At 47.6% G+C, this 15,915-nt stretch carries 19 protein-coding genes; 6 read left to right on the forward strand and 13 right to left on the reverse strand.

Translation table 11 applies throughout. The features are described 5' to 3' along the window. Positions 1-136: 136 nt before the first annotated feature. A complete protein-coding gene (locus GHC22_RS09685) occupies positions 137-1,888 on the forward strand; it encodes a recombinase family protein (RefSeq protein WP_003844143.1) in 1,752 nt (583 codons plus the stop codon). 417 nt (positions 1,889-2,305) lie between these two features. Further along, positions 2,306-3,031: an inovirus-type Gp2 protein gene (locus tag GHC22_RS09690; RefSeq protein ID WP_153752803.1), complete on the forward strand. Its 726-nt coding sequence runs from the start codon at positions 2,306-2,308 to the stop codon at positions 3,029-3,031. A 306-nt stretch (positions 3,032-3,337) separates the two neighbouring features. Here the strand turns inward: GHC22_RS09690 and GHC22_RS09695 are convergent, their stop codons facing one another. The 4 genes from GHC22_RS09695 to GHC22_RS09710 all read right to left on the reverse strand — a co-directional run bounded on the left by GHC22_RS09695 (position 3,338) and on the right by GHC22_RS09710 (position 6,764). Beyond that, the gene (locus tag GHC22_RS09695) at positions 3,338-3,916 is read right to left on the reverse strand and encodes a recombinase family protein (protein ID WP_153752162.1); all 579 of its coding nucleotides are present in this window, start codon (positions 3,914-3,916) and stop codon (positions 3,338-3,340) included. Positions 3,917-4,269: 353 nt separating this feature from the next. Beyond that, positions 4,270-5,172, reverse strand: a complete 903-nt coding sequence (locus tag GHC22_RS09700; protein ID WP_003844140.1) for a diguanylate cyclase — start codon at positions 5,170-5,172, stop codon at positions 4,270-4,272. A gap of 317 nt (positions 5,173-5,489) precedes the next feature. Then, positions 5,490-5,681 carry a hypothetical protein gene (locus GHC22_RS09705; RefSeq protein WP_008322661.1) on the reverse strand — a complete coding sequence of 64 codons (192 nt, stop codon included), beginning with the start codon at positions 5,679-5,681 and terminating at the stop codon, positions 5,490-5,492. 492 nt (positions 5,682-6,173) lie between these two features. Further along, positions 6,174-6,764 (reverse strand): hypothetical protein, encoded by a 591-nt coding sequence (locus GHC22_RS09710; protein ID WP_032939142.1) that lies wholly within the window; start codon positions 6,762-6,764, stop codon positions 6,174-6,176. Between the two features lie 154 nt (positions 6,765-6,918). Between GHC22_RS09710 and GHC22_RS24650 the strand changes: the two genes are divergently transcribed. The 4 genes from GHC22_RS24650 (at position 6,919) to GHC22_RS09730 (ending at position 8,996) form a co-directional block, all read left to right on the forward strand. Further along, positions 6,919-7,128, forward strand: coding sequence for a hypothetical protein (locus GHC22_RS24650; protein WP_003844137.1), 210 nt, complete (start codon positions 6,919-6,921; stop codon positions 7,126-7,128). A 258-nt stretch (positions 7,129-7,386) separates the two neighbouring features. Further along, complete coding sequence (yobA, locus tag GHC22_RS09720) at positions 7,387-7,761, forward strand: CopC domain-containing protein YobA (protein WP_153752805.1); 375 nt, start codon at positions 7,387-7,389, stop codon at positions 7,759-7,761. Between the two features lie 3 nt (positions 7,762-7,764). Then, the gene (gene copD / locus GHC22_RS09725) at positions 7,765-8,637 is read left to right on the forward strand and encodes a copper homeostasis membrane protein CopD (protein WP_008785042.1); all 873 of its coding nucleotides are present in this window, start codon (positions 7,765-7,767) and stop codon (positions 8,635-8,637) included. 20 nt (positions 8,638-8,657) lie between these two features. Further along, the gene (locus GHC22_RS09730; protein ID WP_003833793.1) at positions 8,658-8,996 is read left to right on the forward strand and encodes a YebY family protein; all 339 of its coding nucleotides are present in this window, start codon (positions 8,658-8,660) and stop codon (positions 8,994-8,996) included. A 336-nt stretch (positions 8,997-9,332) separates the two neighbouring features. Here the strand turns inward: GHC22_RS09730 and GHC22_RS09735 are convergent, their stop codons facing one another. From GHC22_RS09735 to GHC22_RS09770, 9 genes are all read right to left on the reverse strand, one after another. After that, entirely contained in the window at positions 9,333-10,418 is a 1,086-nt protein-coding gene (locus GHC22_RS09735) for a tyrosine-type recombinase/integrase (RefSeq protein WP_153752806.1), read from the reverse strand. Beyond that, complete coding sequence (locus GHC22_RS09740; RefSeq protein ID WP_016156226.1) at positions 10,387-10,659, reverse strand: excisionase; 273 nt, start codon at positions 10,657-10,659, stop codon at positions 10,387-10,389. The genes GHC22_RS09735 and GHC22_RS09740 overlap by 32 nt, the downstream gene beginning before the upstream one ends. A gap of 64 nt (positions 10,660-10,723) precedes the next feature. Beyond that, the gene (locus tag GHC22_RS09745) at positions 10,724-10,966 is read right to left on the reverse strand and encodes a DUF4060 family protein (protein WP_003841647.1); all 243 of its coding nucleotides are present in this window, start codon (positions 10,964-10,966) and stop codon (positions 10,724-10,726) included. Next, positions 10,953-11,156 carry a hypothetical protein gene (locus GHC22_RS09750; RefSeq protein WP_153752808.1) on the reverse strand — a complete coding sequence of 68 codons (204 nt, stop codon included), beginning with the start codon at positions 11,154-11,156 and terminating at the stop codon, positions 10,953-10,955. Before GHC22_RS09750 ends, GHC22_RS09745 begins: the two co-directional genes overlap by 14 nt. Then, on the reverse strand, positions 11,149-11,493 hold the full coding sequence (locus tag GHC22_RS09755; RefSeq protein ID WP_153752810.1) for a hypothetical protein: 345 nt from the start codon (positions 11,491-11,493) through the stop codon (positions 11,149-11,151). The genes GHC22_RS09750 and GHC22_RS09755 overlap by 8 nt, the downstream gene beginning before the upstream one ends. 34 nt (positions 11,494-11,527) lie before the next feature. Continuing rightward, on the reverse strand, positions 11,528-12,568 hold the full coding sequence (locus tag GHC22_RS09760; protein ID WP_153752812.1) for a RecT family recombinase: 1,041 nt from the start codon (positions 12,566-12,568) through the stop codon (positions 11,528-11,530). Positions 12,569-12,581: 13 nt separating this feature from the next. Then, a complete protein-coding gene (locus tag GHC22_RS09765; protein ID WP_153752813.1) occupies positions 12,582-15,137 on the reverse strand; it encodes a RecE family exodeoxyribonuclease in 2,556 nt (851 codons plus the stop codon). A gap of 139 nt (positions 15,138-15,276) precedes the next feature. After that, complete coding sequence (locus GHC22_RS24565) at positions 15,277-15,438, reverse strand: YdaE family protein (RefSeq protein ID WP_194841962.1); 162 nt, start codon at positions 15,436-15,438, stop codon at positions 15,277-15,279. Between the two features lie 11 nt (positions 15,439-15,449). Continuing rightward, positions 15,450-15,656, reverse strand: coding sequence for a hypothetical protein (locus tag GHC22_RS09770; RefSeq protein WP_001568763.1), 207 nt, complete (start codon positions 15,654-15,656; stop codon positions 15,450-15,452). Positions 15,657-15,915 lie beyond the last annotated feature (259 nt).

Genomic DNA, 15,915 nt, shown 5'->3' on the forward strand with positions numbered 1-15,915 from the left:
TTCTCTGTCTTTCGGCGCGCAAAGTTACTAAGAGTGTGCGTTAATGGCAAGCCATAATATAAATAGATGCCAATCAATGCAGTTGATGTAAACTAGTGACATCCACAAGGAAACGGACCTACTGAGACACCACTACATGAAAAAATTATACAGCTATATCCGCTGGTCAAGCCAGAAACAAACGGTGGGGACATCTTTAGCTAGGCAGACAGAAGCTGCACGCAATTATGCTACTGAGAATGGCTTGGAATACGCAGAAATTAGAGACGCTGGGATATCCGCATTCAAAGGTAAAAATATTACACATGGTGCTTTAGGTTCATTTATTCAAGCTGTCAAAGATGGGGTTATAGAAAAGGATTCAACCATTTTTATTGAAAACTTGGACCGACTCACGCGGAGCGGGGTAGGGACTGCACAAAAGCTATTGCTTGATTTGCTCGATCTAGGTTTGACTGTAGTAACAGGTATGGATCAGCGCGTCTATACGATGGAATCAGCAAATGAAAATCCTACAGATATGTTGATTTCATTGCTGATGTTCAGTAGAGCAAACGAAGAATCTAAAACTAAACAGAATCGCACCAACAACACTGCTAGGGCGCTTGTTGCTCGTTTTAAACAAGGTCAACCCACCAACATAAAAAACATGAGTAATGATCCGTGGTGGTTTGACTCGAGTGGTTCGAAATATGAAGCAGTTAAACCACATCCGGTTCACTGGGTTGCAGCACAAAAGGCTGTAGAGCTGTTCCTTATGGGGTGGGGTTGCTTCCGTGTCACTGCATATCTGAATTCACATTTAGACTTATATCCAGCCCCAAAACCGACAAAGAGACAGATTGATCAAGGTGTAAAAAAATGGGCAGTCCCTAACTTGGTGACGATGAGAAAAAACCCTGCATTAATGGGGGTGAAGAAACTGACAATTGAAGGTTATGAGCACAAGCTAGATGGGTATTACCCTGCGTTGGTGACGCCTGAACAGTTTGCACGTATTCAGGACATCAGAACTGGGAACAAGTTTGTACAAGGTGAACAGAAAAAAATGATCAGCCTTTTATCTGGATTAGGTGTTCTGAAGTGTGGGTTATGCGGTGGTCCTATGATTGCATATAGTCGAGAAGGTCGACTTCGCTATGTTTGTTCAAATGGAAAAATTCAGAAATCGTCCTGTAAGGTCTGGTCAGTGAACGGAAGTATTGTTGAGAATTTAACAGCCCGTGCTCTGGTGTACGGATATACGCATAGTATCCTGTTAGGAAACACTAAAACGGAAGATTTGACGCCATTAATTGAATCTAAAGAGACTGAACTGGGGTTAGTAAAGAAACAGTTAACCAATCAGGCGCAGGCGATCAGCACGATTGGACCGATTCAGGAATTAATAGAACAAGTTGCAGTGCTTTCACAGCGTGAGCAATCCCTATTATTAGAACTGGACTCCCTGAAACAGAAATTAGCTCTACAGGGTTCAGAGAACGAGTTGGATGAGTTGATCATAAAGACACTTAGCCTGTTTTCAGATGAACTATTGGGCGATGTCACCCATACTGACCGGATGCAAATCCGCGAGGTTGTAAGAAAGTGCCTACCTGAAATCACTATTTCAAAATTAAAAGACAAAGCCTTGAGAATTGATTTCAGATTTCATGACTATAGCCACATGACTTTTCAAGGGGTTATGCAGGGTAAAGAAAAATCTTATACGCTTACTAGGACGCCGCATGATCAGCTTTATACAAAGTTCGCGGCTGTTTTTTCTGATGTTCTAGAAACATCTCTAGACGCTACAGATATTGATGGATACATGGCTGCATCGGACAGGATGGTCGCCGCATTGGGGCTGCCGGAACCATTAGGAAGAGACTTTTTCTCGAAAAGATAATATTGGTCGTGGCGGTATCTGTTGCTGGTTCTGACCGCGCCAGAACGCATCAATTCCTGCCCGTATGTAACCAGAATGTCAGCGCTGCCCACTGATCCAAAGCAAAGCACTTATCAACTGGGAAGTACCTTGTTGGGTTATCGCAAAAACGGCAAAATGGCAGAAGCAAACCCGAAAAATACCACAGATTAAAAATAATCTTTGCACTGCCATGACTTGTGCGCTATTGTAATTTTGGGATTATCTACATCATGTAAACTTTCTTCGAAAAAATTTTATCCATCTTTTTTACCATTAGCCTTTGTCTGATGGGGTTTATGCTACCCGTAATTGCTTCGTTTTACGGTGGTCAGATGGTAATAACTTATACGTGTGTGTACGCGAGGGTTGTTTACATAAATAACTAACGGGGTTGTTGTGTCAGAAGAAGGAACTACTCATTCAGTACTCACACAGGCTACTCCTTACACAACCAAAGTCCATACACACGGGCGTTACAGGGTCATCACAGGTGATGTTTTCATTCGTCATGGTTATGCCTACCCGATCAACACCACCGGCCAATCCGGTGTTCGCCTTGATATCCTTACCTCAGTAGCAGAACAGCTTGATGCAATACTATCCATCTACAGCCGGGTTTACTTCTCTCGCTTCGATTTACGCTTACCTGAGAATACCCCAATAGACACAGGCAACAGGTGGGTAAGCGACCTGTTTAAAAAACTACGTGAACGTCTGAAGTCTAAATTAAACCGACCTGTGGGGTTGGCAGAACCGATCCTCAACTTTGCTTATGGCTGGGTACGGGAGCAAGAGAAAGCAAAACAGGTGCATTACCATTGCTGGATTGCCCTCCCGCATCGACAGGTCAGACGCCTTGGGACACCCACAAGTGGCATTGCCGGAAGCATTGTTGAAATCTGGATGGGTCTAACGGGCGGTAAAGCAGCGCTGGTGGAGCTGCCAAAGGCAACGGAAAGATATCCGAATTATTACATTATCGAAAGAAATAAGCCGAAAACGCTCGAGGGGCCTTTTCTGTGGGTATCGTATCTGGCGAAAGAGCGTGGGAAGTATCAGACCGGAAATGGGGATCGGGTACACTCAACATCAAAATTGAGCAATAAAAACCATAATTGCTAAATCCTTCGCGTAACGCTCTCTACGGCCTTCAAATCAGGAGGCAGTACCTTCGCATTACCCACGCCACAAAAAGCGCTCACGATAGCGCTCATTGCGTTTAACAATGCCTTCTCTCATGTATCACGGCTTAACTTTTAAATATAGCACCACATCTCTGTCTTTTCCACGTAGATTTAAGCTGGTGTGCGGCTCCGCTGGATTTACTGTCGCCGGAATATTTCGGATTAATTGACCCGAAAATAGCCATAATTAAGCCTCACGCGCTGGCAGGGCAGCATCTGAATCTGAGTGAAGACAGGTTAAATCTTACTCCTCTTTGATGTTCCAGTTTCGTTTGATAGTCGGGAGACTTAAATTCAATGCTAACGCCGCTTTGGACTGGCTCAGCCCCTTAGCTCTGGCTTCCTGTACACGCTGAAGGGTATCTGACGCAACCGGACGGCCTAACTTCTTCCCTTCCTTCCTGGCTCTTACTAAACCCTCTTTTGTGCGTTCAATGATGCGGGATTTTTCGAACTCTGCAAACGCAGAAAACATTTGCAGCATCAACTTCCCTTCCGCGCTGGAAAGGTTACGCACAGGCAGATCCAGTGAAACAACATCAATCCCTTTATCCACCAGCATCGTAATGGTTTGCTGCACGTCGATGTTGTCCCTTCCCAGGCGGTCCAGTTTCAATACTACAAGCTGATCCCCAGCCTCCAGTTTATGAGTCACCATATCAGCAAAGCCTTTGCGCTGCATTGCCTGTACTCCCCCTGACACGGTTTCTGATATCACCCTGCTATCATTCACTGCATAGCCAGCCTGACGAATCGCCATAATCTGGTTTTCTGTTGACTGTTCGCTGGTGGACACACGGCAATATGCAAATGTACGGCTCATAATCGCTCCCCTGATTGGTATCAAAAACGGTATCATAATTAACTAATGGTGTCATAATGTCAATATGCTAATTTAATGACACCAATTTAAGGTAGGGTTTACTGGTGTCATAAAACGTTCGATTGTTGATACTACTCTGTTCGACGCCAGCGGTGACACCCGTATGATATTTGTAAAAGATCGAGAGTTACCTTTACGTGCGGAGAGAACCTGCCTGGCAGATCAGACAATTTGTTGATGATATTTTAAACGGAGGGTCTGAACATAACAGGGCATGTTCAGACCCTCATATCATATTTTCAGGTAACTATTTGTTATATTTTGACAATTTACTTTACTGGCATTAGAGGCTGCTATCTAGATATCCGACTCGGCTCTCCATCAGCCATAACCGTCACACAACAATTACGCCCATTATTTTTACCGTAGTACATAGCATTATCCGCTCGGGCAATTACCGAATGCAGTTCCTCATGTGCTTCCACACGGGTTAGTCCCCCCGTTACAGTAATATGCACTAGCTGCCCAGAAATAATGATCTCATAACTACTCAGGTTGCAACGGATACGTTCCGCAGCAGATTCAGCGGCCATGCGACCTTTTGTCTCCAGCAGTATAATAAACTCTTCACCGCCAAAACGGTAAAGACGCTCTGAACGGCGAGTCGCTGAACTTAACCTGCTCGCAACCAGTCTAAGCACTTCATCGCCCGCGTTATGCCCCCAGGTATCATTGATGCTTTTAAAACGGTCAATATCCAGCATTAGCACATAAAATTCGGACAGGTTTCGTCGGCAACGCTCAAGAAAGGATGGATATTCTTGGTATAACAGATGCCGTAATGGTAACCCTGTTAAGGTGTCATGCTGGTTACGGAATGTAGAGAGACTGGATCTGTAGGTCTCTATACTGTCAATAAATGCAAGTTGGCAGCCATGATACTGGCTAACCAGTTCTTTTGTCGTGGTTCCGGATACTACAGCCTGCATTAACATTCGAGTAATATTGTGCATCGCGTCGTGATTGCGGCTGATACTCAAAACCATATTTCTGTCTAGGGTATCGCCCCGCATACGCAACGTCAGCCATTCACAAAACTGACAATGAAGATGAGAATCATTATCTATTATGTTGTGATCGGTCAAATCACCAAACAAGATCAGGTACAGTAATTTTTCCCCCCGGAGATAATGCTCTTTAAGCGCCGCATTCAATGCGGATAATGAAGCATCAATATCATCAATATTAAATGTCATCGCTTACCCCTTCTGATTTGGAATAATAGAGTTTGGCGACATAGCTGAACTCAGGAAGATAGATGCTTGTCTTGCGGATAACATACAGTTTTGTAACAACCATCAGAATCAACATCTCCAAAGCAGTATGGGGGGCGACTCAACGTGTTACGAATCAGACTAACGTCACCGTAAGTATGTTATTACCACTTTCTGACGTTAATCATTTGAGATATATCATTAAATTTTCATTCCAGATGATAAAGATGTAAAAGAAGCAGGGGGCCAGTCTAAAATAATATAATGGTGAAGGGTTCTGGGGGCTGGTTCAGGAATATTTACTCCTTTTTCTTATGTTGCTTACTACGCAAATCAATTACATTATATTCTGGCGCAAATCCTCTGATGTTTTTAAGAATGTAATCTCTCTGTGAAGAGCTTAAGTCCGGGTGCTCCAATAAGCGCCTTAACGCATCCCTAAAATTTTTCCACAAGCGTCTTTCTTCATCATCCATTTCAAAAACTTCCATCAGATTAGTCTCAATACACACTAGAATAAAATATCTGGTTTGACTACCACTAAAGCATAAATTTTTTATGCTGTGGGAGGGGAGATTGAGATCCTGATCAAATATAATGAAGTACCTTTATAGTACCAATGTGCTTCAGTGGGGAATCAATATAAAATCCAAAGGGCTTCGTTTACCACGACCACATGAAAAGATGCTAGAAATCAATATTTTTTGTAACGAAAGTGAGTTATTTTCTTTTAGCCTAGACTAGGCAAGTAGATTCTTTGTAACGTAGGGCAATTGCCCCTCAGGAGGTTTACGGGTTAACCTCCTGAGAATCTTATTTATCAATAATGTTACGTTTATGAGCAGCGAGAAGCGGCCTGGCCGATCAGACATTGTGCCGGGGATATTATTCTTCTGTGCGCTATTTGGTAATAAGGTACATCTGAAATCTTCGTGGCGGTAGACTGGGTAAGATTTGGGGATTGCTCCCCCTGCGTCGGTCTATTACTCAAGAAAGCCACTCAGCGGGGCTAACGTCACATAAATGTAATCGTCGTTACGCTCTTCAATGGTGATGGGCATATCAATGCCATTACTCAACACAGCTTTCGCGCGATAGTTTTTGTCTGCAACCTTCTTCACATCCTCCACAACAAGGCACTTCACCTCACTCCCCTTGTCTTTGAATATTGAAGTCGTGATCTCACAAGCGCTCGTCTTAAGTGTTTCGCTGTCATCTAAAACAACAGTGATGGCGGAACAACTCAACGCAACTGCAATGTATGCGAAGAACCACGCCCATCGTGTGCTCATCTTCAAGTCAGCAGTTTTAGCCCTCCCGTAAACGTAAAGAGGTGGAAAAATGAGAATCCCCAGAGCCGACCCTACAAACTGAGGTTTGGATTCGTTGCCAGCCTTAACTATTTCCTTCTGGTCGAAAATCACACAGATGATGGCAGCCACATAGAAAACGATGAGAGCAGCCACATCATTCATGGTGAAAAAGTAAATAGCCGGGAACAGGACTGGAATCGCCATGTAGAGATAGAAGTACAGATTATTGTTTTTCATTTGGTTAGTAGTCAAAGCCATCATCCTTTCATGCCGTGAAGTGAAAATCTCATGCATACACTCTAACTAGTTCTATGAATAATTTCTATCAAATCGATAATTATTTTTGATCGATTGATGTATTTTCATGGCGGCACTTACACTGAGTTAGCACTGATGACAACAAGGGGAATGAAAAATGAAAAGATATGCAGCGATACTTATCGGATTGATAATGACCTTCAGCGCTGGCGCTGGGCGTGTGACCATGAACAATCCGGAACAGTCAACCACAGGGAACGGGAAAACCTTATGTGTGTATAGCAATAGTATTTATACGTTTACTTACATCACAAAATCGAAACACTGTCCTTACATCAAGACTTTTGATACAAACGATAGTGAGTAAAATTTCTTTTTTTTTATTGGGTTACATACTGAGTACGGTCTGCGATATATTACAACCATAGGGTTGAGAACGCCTGATGTATGACTAAAGGAATTGCCCTTGTAGTGGTTCTTTTTGAGTTTATAATAAATATAAATCAGGTAGTTAAACGATTCGCATCAAACATAATTATGGCAAGACAGAAATGATGATTCTCGACTCGACCATTGTAGAAGGTTATTCTCTACAGGTTAGACATAACAAAAAGGAATAGTTGAAATGGCTTCATCTGCATCTATGCTTCGCAACGCGCTCATCGTACTCGCCAGCGTTCTGGCAACACCTGCGGCATTGGCGCATGCCCACCTCACAAAACAAAGTCCGGTGGCTAACGCTGAAGTGGCGGCATCTCCTCAGGCGTTGACGCTGAATTTTTCTGAAGGCGTAGAGCCGGGATTCAGCGGTGCAACGCTGACCGGTCCTAACAAAGAACAGATCAAAACGGGCAAGGCATCGCGCAGTGAGCAGGACAAAACGCAGCTGATTGTTCCGCTTGATCAAACGCTTGAAGCAGGAAAATATACGGTCGACTGGCACGTTGTCTCCGTGGATGGTCACAAGACGAAGGGGCAATATACCTTTAGCGTGAAATAACCAATGCTGGCATTTACCTGGGTTGCGCTACGGTTTATCCATTTTACCGCTTTGATGCTGGTGTTTGGCTGTGCGCTTTACGGCGCATGGCTGGCCCCCGTTTCGGTTCGTCGTTTAATGATGCGTCGTTTTTTACGTCTGCAACGGCATGCTGCGACGTGGAGCTTTATCAGCGCGACGCTGATGCTGGCGATTCAGGGTGGGTTAATGGGCTCAGGCTGGCGGGATGTTGTCTCTACTGATGTTTGGCTCGCCGTGTTGCAAACGCAATTTGGCGGCGTCTGGTTATGGCAGATTATCCTCGCGTTGGTCACGCTGGTGGTGACCATCATGGTGCCGCGTAGCATGCCGCGACTGCTGTTAATGCTGACAATTGCGCAGTTTATTTTGCTGGCTGGCGTCGGACATGCGACGCTGCACAGCGGTATCCCTGGCGCAATCCAGCAGGTTAACCACGCCTTACATTTGGTATGCGCTGCCGCCTGGTTCGGCGGTTTGCTGCCCGTACTTTACTGTATGCGAATGGCGCAAGGTCGCTGGCGGGAACAGGCCATCAGTACCATGATGCGCTTCTCACGCTATGGGCATCTTTTCGTTATCGGTGTTTTACTAACCGGTATTATGAATGCGCTGTTTATTGTCGGTTTTTCTGTTCCCTGGCACATGGCTTACGGGCGACTGCTTTTGTTAAAAGGTGCCCTGGTCATGTTAATGGTGGCGATTGCGCTGGTGAATCGGTATGTTCTGGTACCACGTATGCGGCAGGATAACCGCGGCATGACTCTCTATTTTATTTGGATGACCAAGCTGGAATGGGGTATAGGAGCCGTTGTGCTGGCGATTGTCAGCTTGTTTGCAACCCTTGAACCTTTCTGATTGATGGACTGGCGAAACGCATGAAAAAAATCATTATCTCTTTATTACTCCTGGCAAGCTCCGGAGCCGCGCTGGCTGCGCCGCAGGTCATTACCGTCAGCCGTTTTGAGGTTGGCAAAGATAAGTGGGCGTTTAATCGGGAAGAGGTGATGCTGACCTGCCGTCCAGGTAACGCGCTGTATGTCATCAATCCCAGTACGCTGGTGCAATACCCGTTGAATGATGTCGCCAGACAGCAGGTGGAGAGCGGAAAAACCACGGCAAAGCCGATCGAGATTATCCAGATTGATGATCCGGCGAAACCGGGCGAAAAAATGAGCCTGGCACCGTTTGTAGAGCGTGCAGAAAAGCTCTGCTAATTGTCAGATGTAGCGCTCTGATTTCCAATAAAAAACCGCAAGCATCTCGCAGGAGAACTTGCGGTTTTTGCGTTTGGATGCGTAACAAACGTCCTTTTTTTCCGGCCACTTTAGTCACGGACTGGAAAACCTGGCGCTGTCATCTATTCTTAAATGGCAGGGTAACTTAGCCTGCATTAATGCCAACTTTTAGCGCACGGCTCTCTCCCAAGAGCCATTTCCCTGGACCGAATACAGGAATCGTATTCGGTCTCTTTTTATGTGCTTGTTTTCGTTAGGTTTTTTCGGTGCTTTCACGAAATCCCACGAAAATTACTCGAAATTTCCATATCCTGTCTAAACCATAACATATTCTGCACCGCGTGCGTCCAGGTATTTTTTGGTCATTGTTAAATTTTTATGCCCCAGCAGTCTCTGTGCGAAATCCTCTCCGCGCTCCCTTTCATACAGTCTGCTCGCCAAACTCCTGATCTCATGGAAAGGAGGAGGGTTGGGGCCAAACTTTAGCTCTGTAGAATCCCTGATATCAGAAAATGCTTGAGTAATGCCGTCAGGAGTTAATGGCCCAGGTTTCCTTCCGCCACGTCTCACCGCTGAATACAGCATGAAATCTGACGGGTTGTTTTTCCGGCAACGGTCGATAACATCCTGCAATACCAAATCAGCAGAGTCCAGTCGCAAATCAAGCGGCAACGCCAATTTGTGACCTGTCTTTTCCTGCGTGACAAACAACCTTCCATCCCTGATATCGCTGAATCTGAACAACGATACATCCTCTCTTCTTTGCCCGGTGACTAGTGCCAGGTCGCATGCATTTGCAGCCCATTCGGAATGGGCGGTTGCTGCATCCCTTATTATCTCAAACTGTTCAAGTAGAAGACGCTCGCGCTTCACTTTGGGTGTCGGCGTTCTTGTCGGCTCTGCCGGATTCCTTTCAATGTGTCCCTCGACGATCGCCTCCCTGAAAATATCCAACAATACCGAACGCAGGCCGGAGGCCATGCTCTTCTTATCGCAGAGTATGTAACTCTCCAGGAAAGTAGATACGTCCTTTGTGCTGACCGCCGATAGCGGCATACGGCCGAATTCATCACTGATAGTGGCGATCTGGTTGCGTCTGACCTTCATCGTGTTTGGCTTCAATTCTCTTCGCTCAAGAATTACTTCGTAGCGCTCAAGCCACGCTTTCACCGTAAATGTTGGTACTTCCTTTATGCGGTCCAGCAGCGCTGACGGAAGGTAATTCTGTTCGATGTAGTTATTGGCTTCGATGGCCTGAGAAATGGCGTCCTTTCTGTCGATCCGGCCAAGAGATAACTCTTGACCAGTAATCGGGTTTCGCCAGCTATAAAGCCTGTCTCTTTTACGATAGGTCAGGTTACGGGGCAGATTAGCGTCGTAACGAACTGGCCTTTTCGCCATGAGTCAGTCTCTCCAGTAGAGTGCCGCCAGTTGGCAGCGATATGCGTTTTGCTTTGTGACGAAGGTTCTTTTTGCTCGGATCCACATAGATGGCATCTGGCTGAACCTTATATTCTTTGCCGTGAAGTTCCGGAGCAGGGTAAATACGCCCCTCCCGCGCCCAGCGGCGAAGTGTTGAAAGAGACGGTGGGGTTGAATAAGTTGAATTCGCCCATTCCAGCAGATTAAGAAGCTTGGCCATACTACCTCCGGCTTCCGGCAACTTATTATAGAGCTGCCGGAAAACTGTTAATGAAATATCGTTATCAACTCACCTGACCCGGCAGCGCGCGCAAACGACGCATACCTGTCATCGCTGTGGCCACGTAGCTCGCCTTACGGTTCACCACTTCCACCCAGACCTTCACACCTTCAACTCTCACCGTGTACGTCTCCTTCATCTTGCTGCGGCCATAGTCGCCGTAACGTTCTGCATGAGTGGCCAGTGCTATGTCGCATGCCTGACGCGCTAGAGGGGATTGCTGATTTCCGCGGTTAATTAATCGCATGGTCACCGCCTTCTGGATTGGATGGTTGATGGAAAACCGCTCGGGACGGCGACCAATCGCAATATGCATCGGTTTCGGTATGCCCGAAAATTGCATTACAGCGACGGATATGGGCGCAGTCGCCGCAGGTCTTACCCTTCGGGAGTTGCATTTTGTCGGGGTCTGCCGGGTTATAATTCAGCTCAGTCATTCCAGGCCTCCAGCTCGTTCTGGATTTCCTCGTCGATCTCGTCATTGGTGGCGTCTTCGTTTAGATAGTCGCGCGCCTCTTTGAGATACTGTTCTCGGCGTTCGTGGTACCAGGCAGAGAACTCCGGCGACCAGCAGCGACCATTACCTTGAAAATCAACCAGAGCGTTGTCCTCGGCCATACGCTCAACCATGCAGTAGGCAGTTGTCAGGGCGCATTCCCGGATGTAACCGCGAAGGTGCTGTTTACGCCACCAAGGACTTACTTTCGAATCGCAACGTCCTTTGAACTCAATTTCCCAGCGGCGGATGCAGCGTGCGTTTAAAGATTTACTCATCTCGTTACCGGGAGGGTTCGCCCTCCCGCCTCCCTTAGGCCACGTATTCCGGTTTCATATCCGCCAAGGTGATGCTGAACTGATCGTGCAGTTCGTCGCCCAGATGACGTTTCGCCGTTGCAAGAACTCGCTCAACTTCTCCAAACCGTTCAGCTGCATCCGGTTCATCCGGAGACGGCAGGGAGTTGATCGCGGCTTCAACCTTGTTACGTGAATCAGCCAGGTAATAGCGTTTCACCGCTTTGTTCTTCAGCTCGGTGAACAGGGCAGAACCGAGCGTGACCTTCGCGCTTTCGATATCAGCGCGCAGTGCTTTGGCGCTATCAACATCCTGTGCAGCGTCGATGCGTTCGCGAAAATCATCGGCCAGTGAACCGATATTTACCGATGATTCCTGTGCGATTTGCGTGGTTGTGACGGTGTCACCTGAGATATCAGCCAGGTTAACGTGCTTCGGTGCTGGGTTAATCTCTTTCTCAGTACGCGGCTCAACTTCATCTGGGCTGTAGACGCCGAGGATGACTTCAGGGCAGTACAAGCGTGCCCAGTACTTGACTGCCAGATAAGCGATCTGCTGTTTTGGCGCTGTTTTCCATAGTGGCGAGTTACGTGTGGTGATATCTGCAAGGTAGATTGGCTCACCCCAGGTGATTTCGTCTTCTCCACGCAGTACGGCACCAACCCGGATAGACAGGCCTAATTCATCACGACCGTCTTTTTTCCCGGCGATCTTCTCCCAGTCACCGCCGTACTCGTAATGGAAGCGGCCAACAATGGCGCTGGAACTGGAAATCACTGCGTTAACCAGCTGCGCTTCGTAACCCAGAATGCCATTCACCAGGTGCGTTTTCTGTGCAACCGCATATGGGTTCATTCCCCACTGCATAGCCTGCATGACGATAGCCATACAGTCGGCAGGTTTCCCCGCCAGGTGTTTGGGAACGGTGACGGCAGACTGCGCCATCAATTCAGCGAAAGAGGTAAGCTGGCCGAGTGCTTGCACGTTGAACACAGCGTTGCTAGCGGAAATGGTGTTTGGTGCCTGCTCGGTCGTAATGATGTTGGTATTTTGCATGGTCAAATCCTCCTTAAGCCAGACGCAGCGCTTCAAGGCGGCGCAGGTCGAAGTCGTTCAGTTCGTCGGTGTAGTCTTCGGTTATCGGTGCAGACCAGCAATCGGTGTCATACGCATTTGCGAGTGCACGCATGGTGCGCTGATACTCCAGCAGCCCGAGGTCGAGCAAATCTTCCGATGCCTCAATTACCGCCACCCAGTGGTAGCCCTCGTCTTTGTTGACGAAGATCCAGAAAAACTGATCAAAGTCGGCAACGGAGCAATACATGCCAGCGCTGAGGTGGTAGTCGCGGTCGATGATTTCCCGGTGCAGTTTGGCGCGCAAACCGTCTTGCTTAACGCGTCCCATGCTGATCGTCTTCAGGTCAACACCGATACGAACGCCGTTGATTTCAACCTCAAGGTCAGGGCGCACACGGACTTCCAGACCGGTTTCGTCGTCCATCCCGAAATAACTGGTTTCCACTGAACGGGAAGGATGGCGCAGCAGTTTCCCGGCTGATTCATGATTCAGTAGGGCTTGCTGAATTGCCGTGGCCAGCGTCAGTTGTTCTCTGGACAGGATGGTTTTCCCATCAACGCTATCACGCCATTGCTGCTCAAATTCATCAGCGAAAATGGCCTCCGGGCTGACCGCGCGTATCGCCGCCTGAAGTTCTTCTTTCTTACCGGTGAGCTTCAGTTGCTCGGCCTTTGGCTTATCCGCGTTAAATTCTCGAATGAACGCCTTCATGGAGTCGGTAGTGGTAAACGCCTCAGCCGGAATACCTGGGAATACCGCAAACTCTTCGTGGAGCTTTTCGGGCTCCAGGGCCAGGGTGTGCGCCAGGCTACCGAACGTCAGCGCCTCGCTGCTTTCGCGACGGATAGTCTTGGTCACGTGACGGCCGTGATAGAACATCAGGCTGACACGTGCGTCTTTCACCTGGGTTGAGCTGATACCGTTCGCTGCGTGATAAACCTCGTTCGGCAATCCTTCATAGCGGCCTGGCTCAAAGTAAGCAGGGTACACAACAGCCGGTTCGTCAGAATGAGATTCTGGCTTGATTTGTGCCGCAACCGGTTCGGTTTGGTTTACAAAATCGCTATTTTGGGCGACAGAATCCGCATTCTGGTTTACATCGGCTTGCTGGCCGGTATGTGACTCTTCACCAGTTTCCAGACTGCTTTCGCCTGACTGCACTTCATTGCCAGCCTGCTCTTCATCACTGACAGTTTCTTCCATCTGCACATCGCTGGTGGTGTCCTCATTAAGTGGTGAACGGTCATCTATTTGTTGGGCGGTTAATGCGAGGTCTTCTGTGATCCATTTCGGGTCTGTAGGGTCACTAATCCCCTCGACATATTCTCCGCGGGAAGCTGCAAGAATTTTGTTTACCTCTTCGGCCGTTACTTTTTCCTGTTTCATAGGTACAGGCATAGACGAACGACCGCAGGCTATATCAACGAGCAATGGATCTGGGTTGGCGTGGTCGGTTTCCGTAAGTACTCTATTCAAATATTCTTGGTGTTTTACAGGATCAGCATAAAGCCCCTCTGGTGTGGTTTTTACTGTTGCGATGATGCAGGCACGTGAGTAGTCCAGGCCACCAGGAATTGAAACGAATCTCTCTCGAGTTGCCAGCCATTCGGGATCGTCCATCTTATTCATGATGGAGTTTGCCTGTAGTTCTATATCCAGTGGGACGTTGTAAATATCAAATTCGCGGTCACGGGCACGTAACGCCAGAGCAATTTCATGCTCCAGCCCGAGAATGGTTTGCGGGAATTTGCGGTCAGAGGCAATACCGCCACCGGCGTTCGCACCTGAAGGTGTGCGATTAATGGTTGTTACACGGTTGCCTTTCTGCCATTCCTTGACCAGCAGGCCGCGATCGATGTATTCAGTTTTGAACCACACCGTCAGGAACTGGATAACTGTTGCCAGCTCCGGTTTTTTACCGTCGACAGGGAAGACTTTCTTAACGGCATTCACGACTTTATGAATATCGTGCTCAATGGCTTTTTTGAATGCTTCCACATTCTCTGCAGCCAGCAACAGGTTCTGGATGTACGCGTCATCGGTGTCCATCTCAAGGCGGACAATCTCGTTTTTCTGCCCAGCGTCGATGTGATAGAGATATTCACCATCACCGATGAACTGAGCCAGTACACGCTGACGGAATGGCAGGGTGGCTACGACGATCAAGTTCGGCTGTTCTTCCTGCTGAGACTCTTCTGCATGGCCGGTTTCACCATCAACGACATTGTCATCAGCCTGGTGGTTTTCTTCCTGCACCGCATCATCAGCTTTCAATTTAACATTCCAGGTGCGTTGGTCTTCGGCCAGTTCGTAACGATCACACCAGGTGAAATCAACTTCACCTTCTTCCGGCAGGTCATCAACAACCGGGAAGTCAGTGCGAATTGGCTTGACGTAATCCTTGCCGCGGCCGGTTTCGATGCCAGCATCTTCCAGCGCAACGTCCAGCTGCAGGTTGGCGCGAGCCTCAGTTTTTGCAGTGAACCAGACCACTGCATCTTGCTTTCCGGATTTCTGAGTGGCTTTAACCACATTAAAGAATTCCATGTGAGATCCTCTTTTTTGGGTGTTAGAATCCCCGGACCATTGATAGCGCCCATTGGGTTAACTTTGGTTTTAATATTGTTTCCGGTGTAACTTTGGTCGGTGGCACCGGACGTAGATCCCGCCTTGCGCGGGTTTTACGTTAGCCTTCGTGCGCCATCTGGTCGTAAGAAGCGCAACGTTTGGAACAATACTCTTTCTCTTTGCGCGCCAGCTGTGAGCCGTTGCGATAGAGAAGGGTGCTTTTGATTACGTCCTCTGGTTTAACCGGCTTACCGCAGTAGCCGCATTTCTTGTCTTGCATGACACTCTCCGTTAATGGCTGAGTCCATGCCCCAGACCGTTCAGATAAACTTCAACCAGCAAATCCTTGGTATAAGTCATTTCTACGCCGCGATGCAGATACAAACGTCCGCGAGCGTTAGCTGATGCCGTCCAGGTTGAATCCTTGTGTTTGACGAGCATTCCTGGCTGTACTGCGCCGCGGTTTACTGTCTGTGTACCGTAGTGCTGATGAACCATGATGTTCTCCAGTTTTCCTAAGTGAACTTCACTGGTGGTGCTGTGACGCTGATCTTCACAGTTGAGCGTTTTAACTCTGCAATTCACCACCGCGAAGCTCACTTCTGTTTTGCCCTTGTCGCCAGGCTAGCGGAACGTTTGAACTTGATGCGCTGAGTGTTTCGCGATGACGAAAGAATAACTATAGTTATCTATAATGTCCATAACTTAACTTATAATTATGGTAATTAAGTTATATGTCAATGATAACAAAGGGAAT

The sequence above is a fragment of the Citrobacter sp. H12-3-2 genome (assembly GCF_009649895.1).
Taxonomy (GTDB): domain Bacteria; phylum Pseudomonadota; class Gammaproteobacteria; order Enterobacterales; family Enterobacteriaceae; genus Citrobacter; species Citrobacter portucalensis.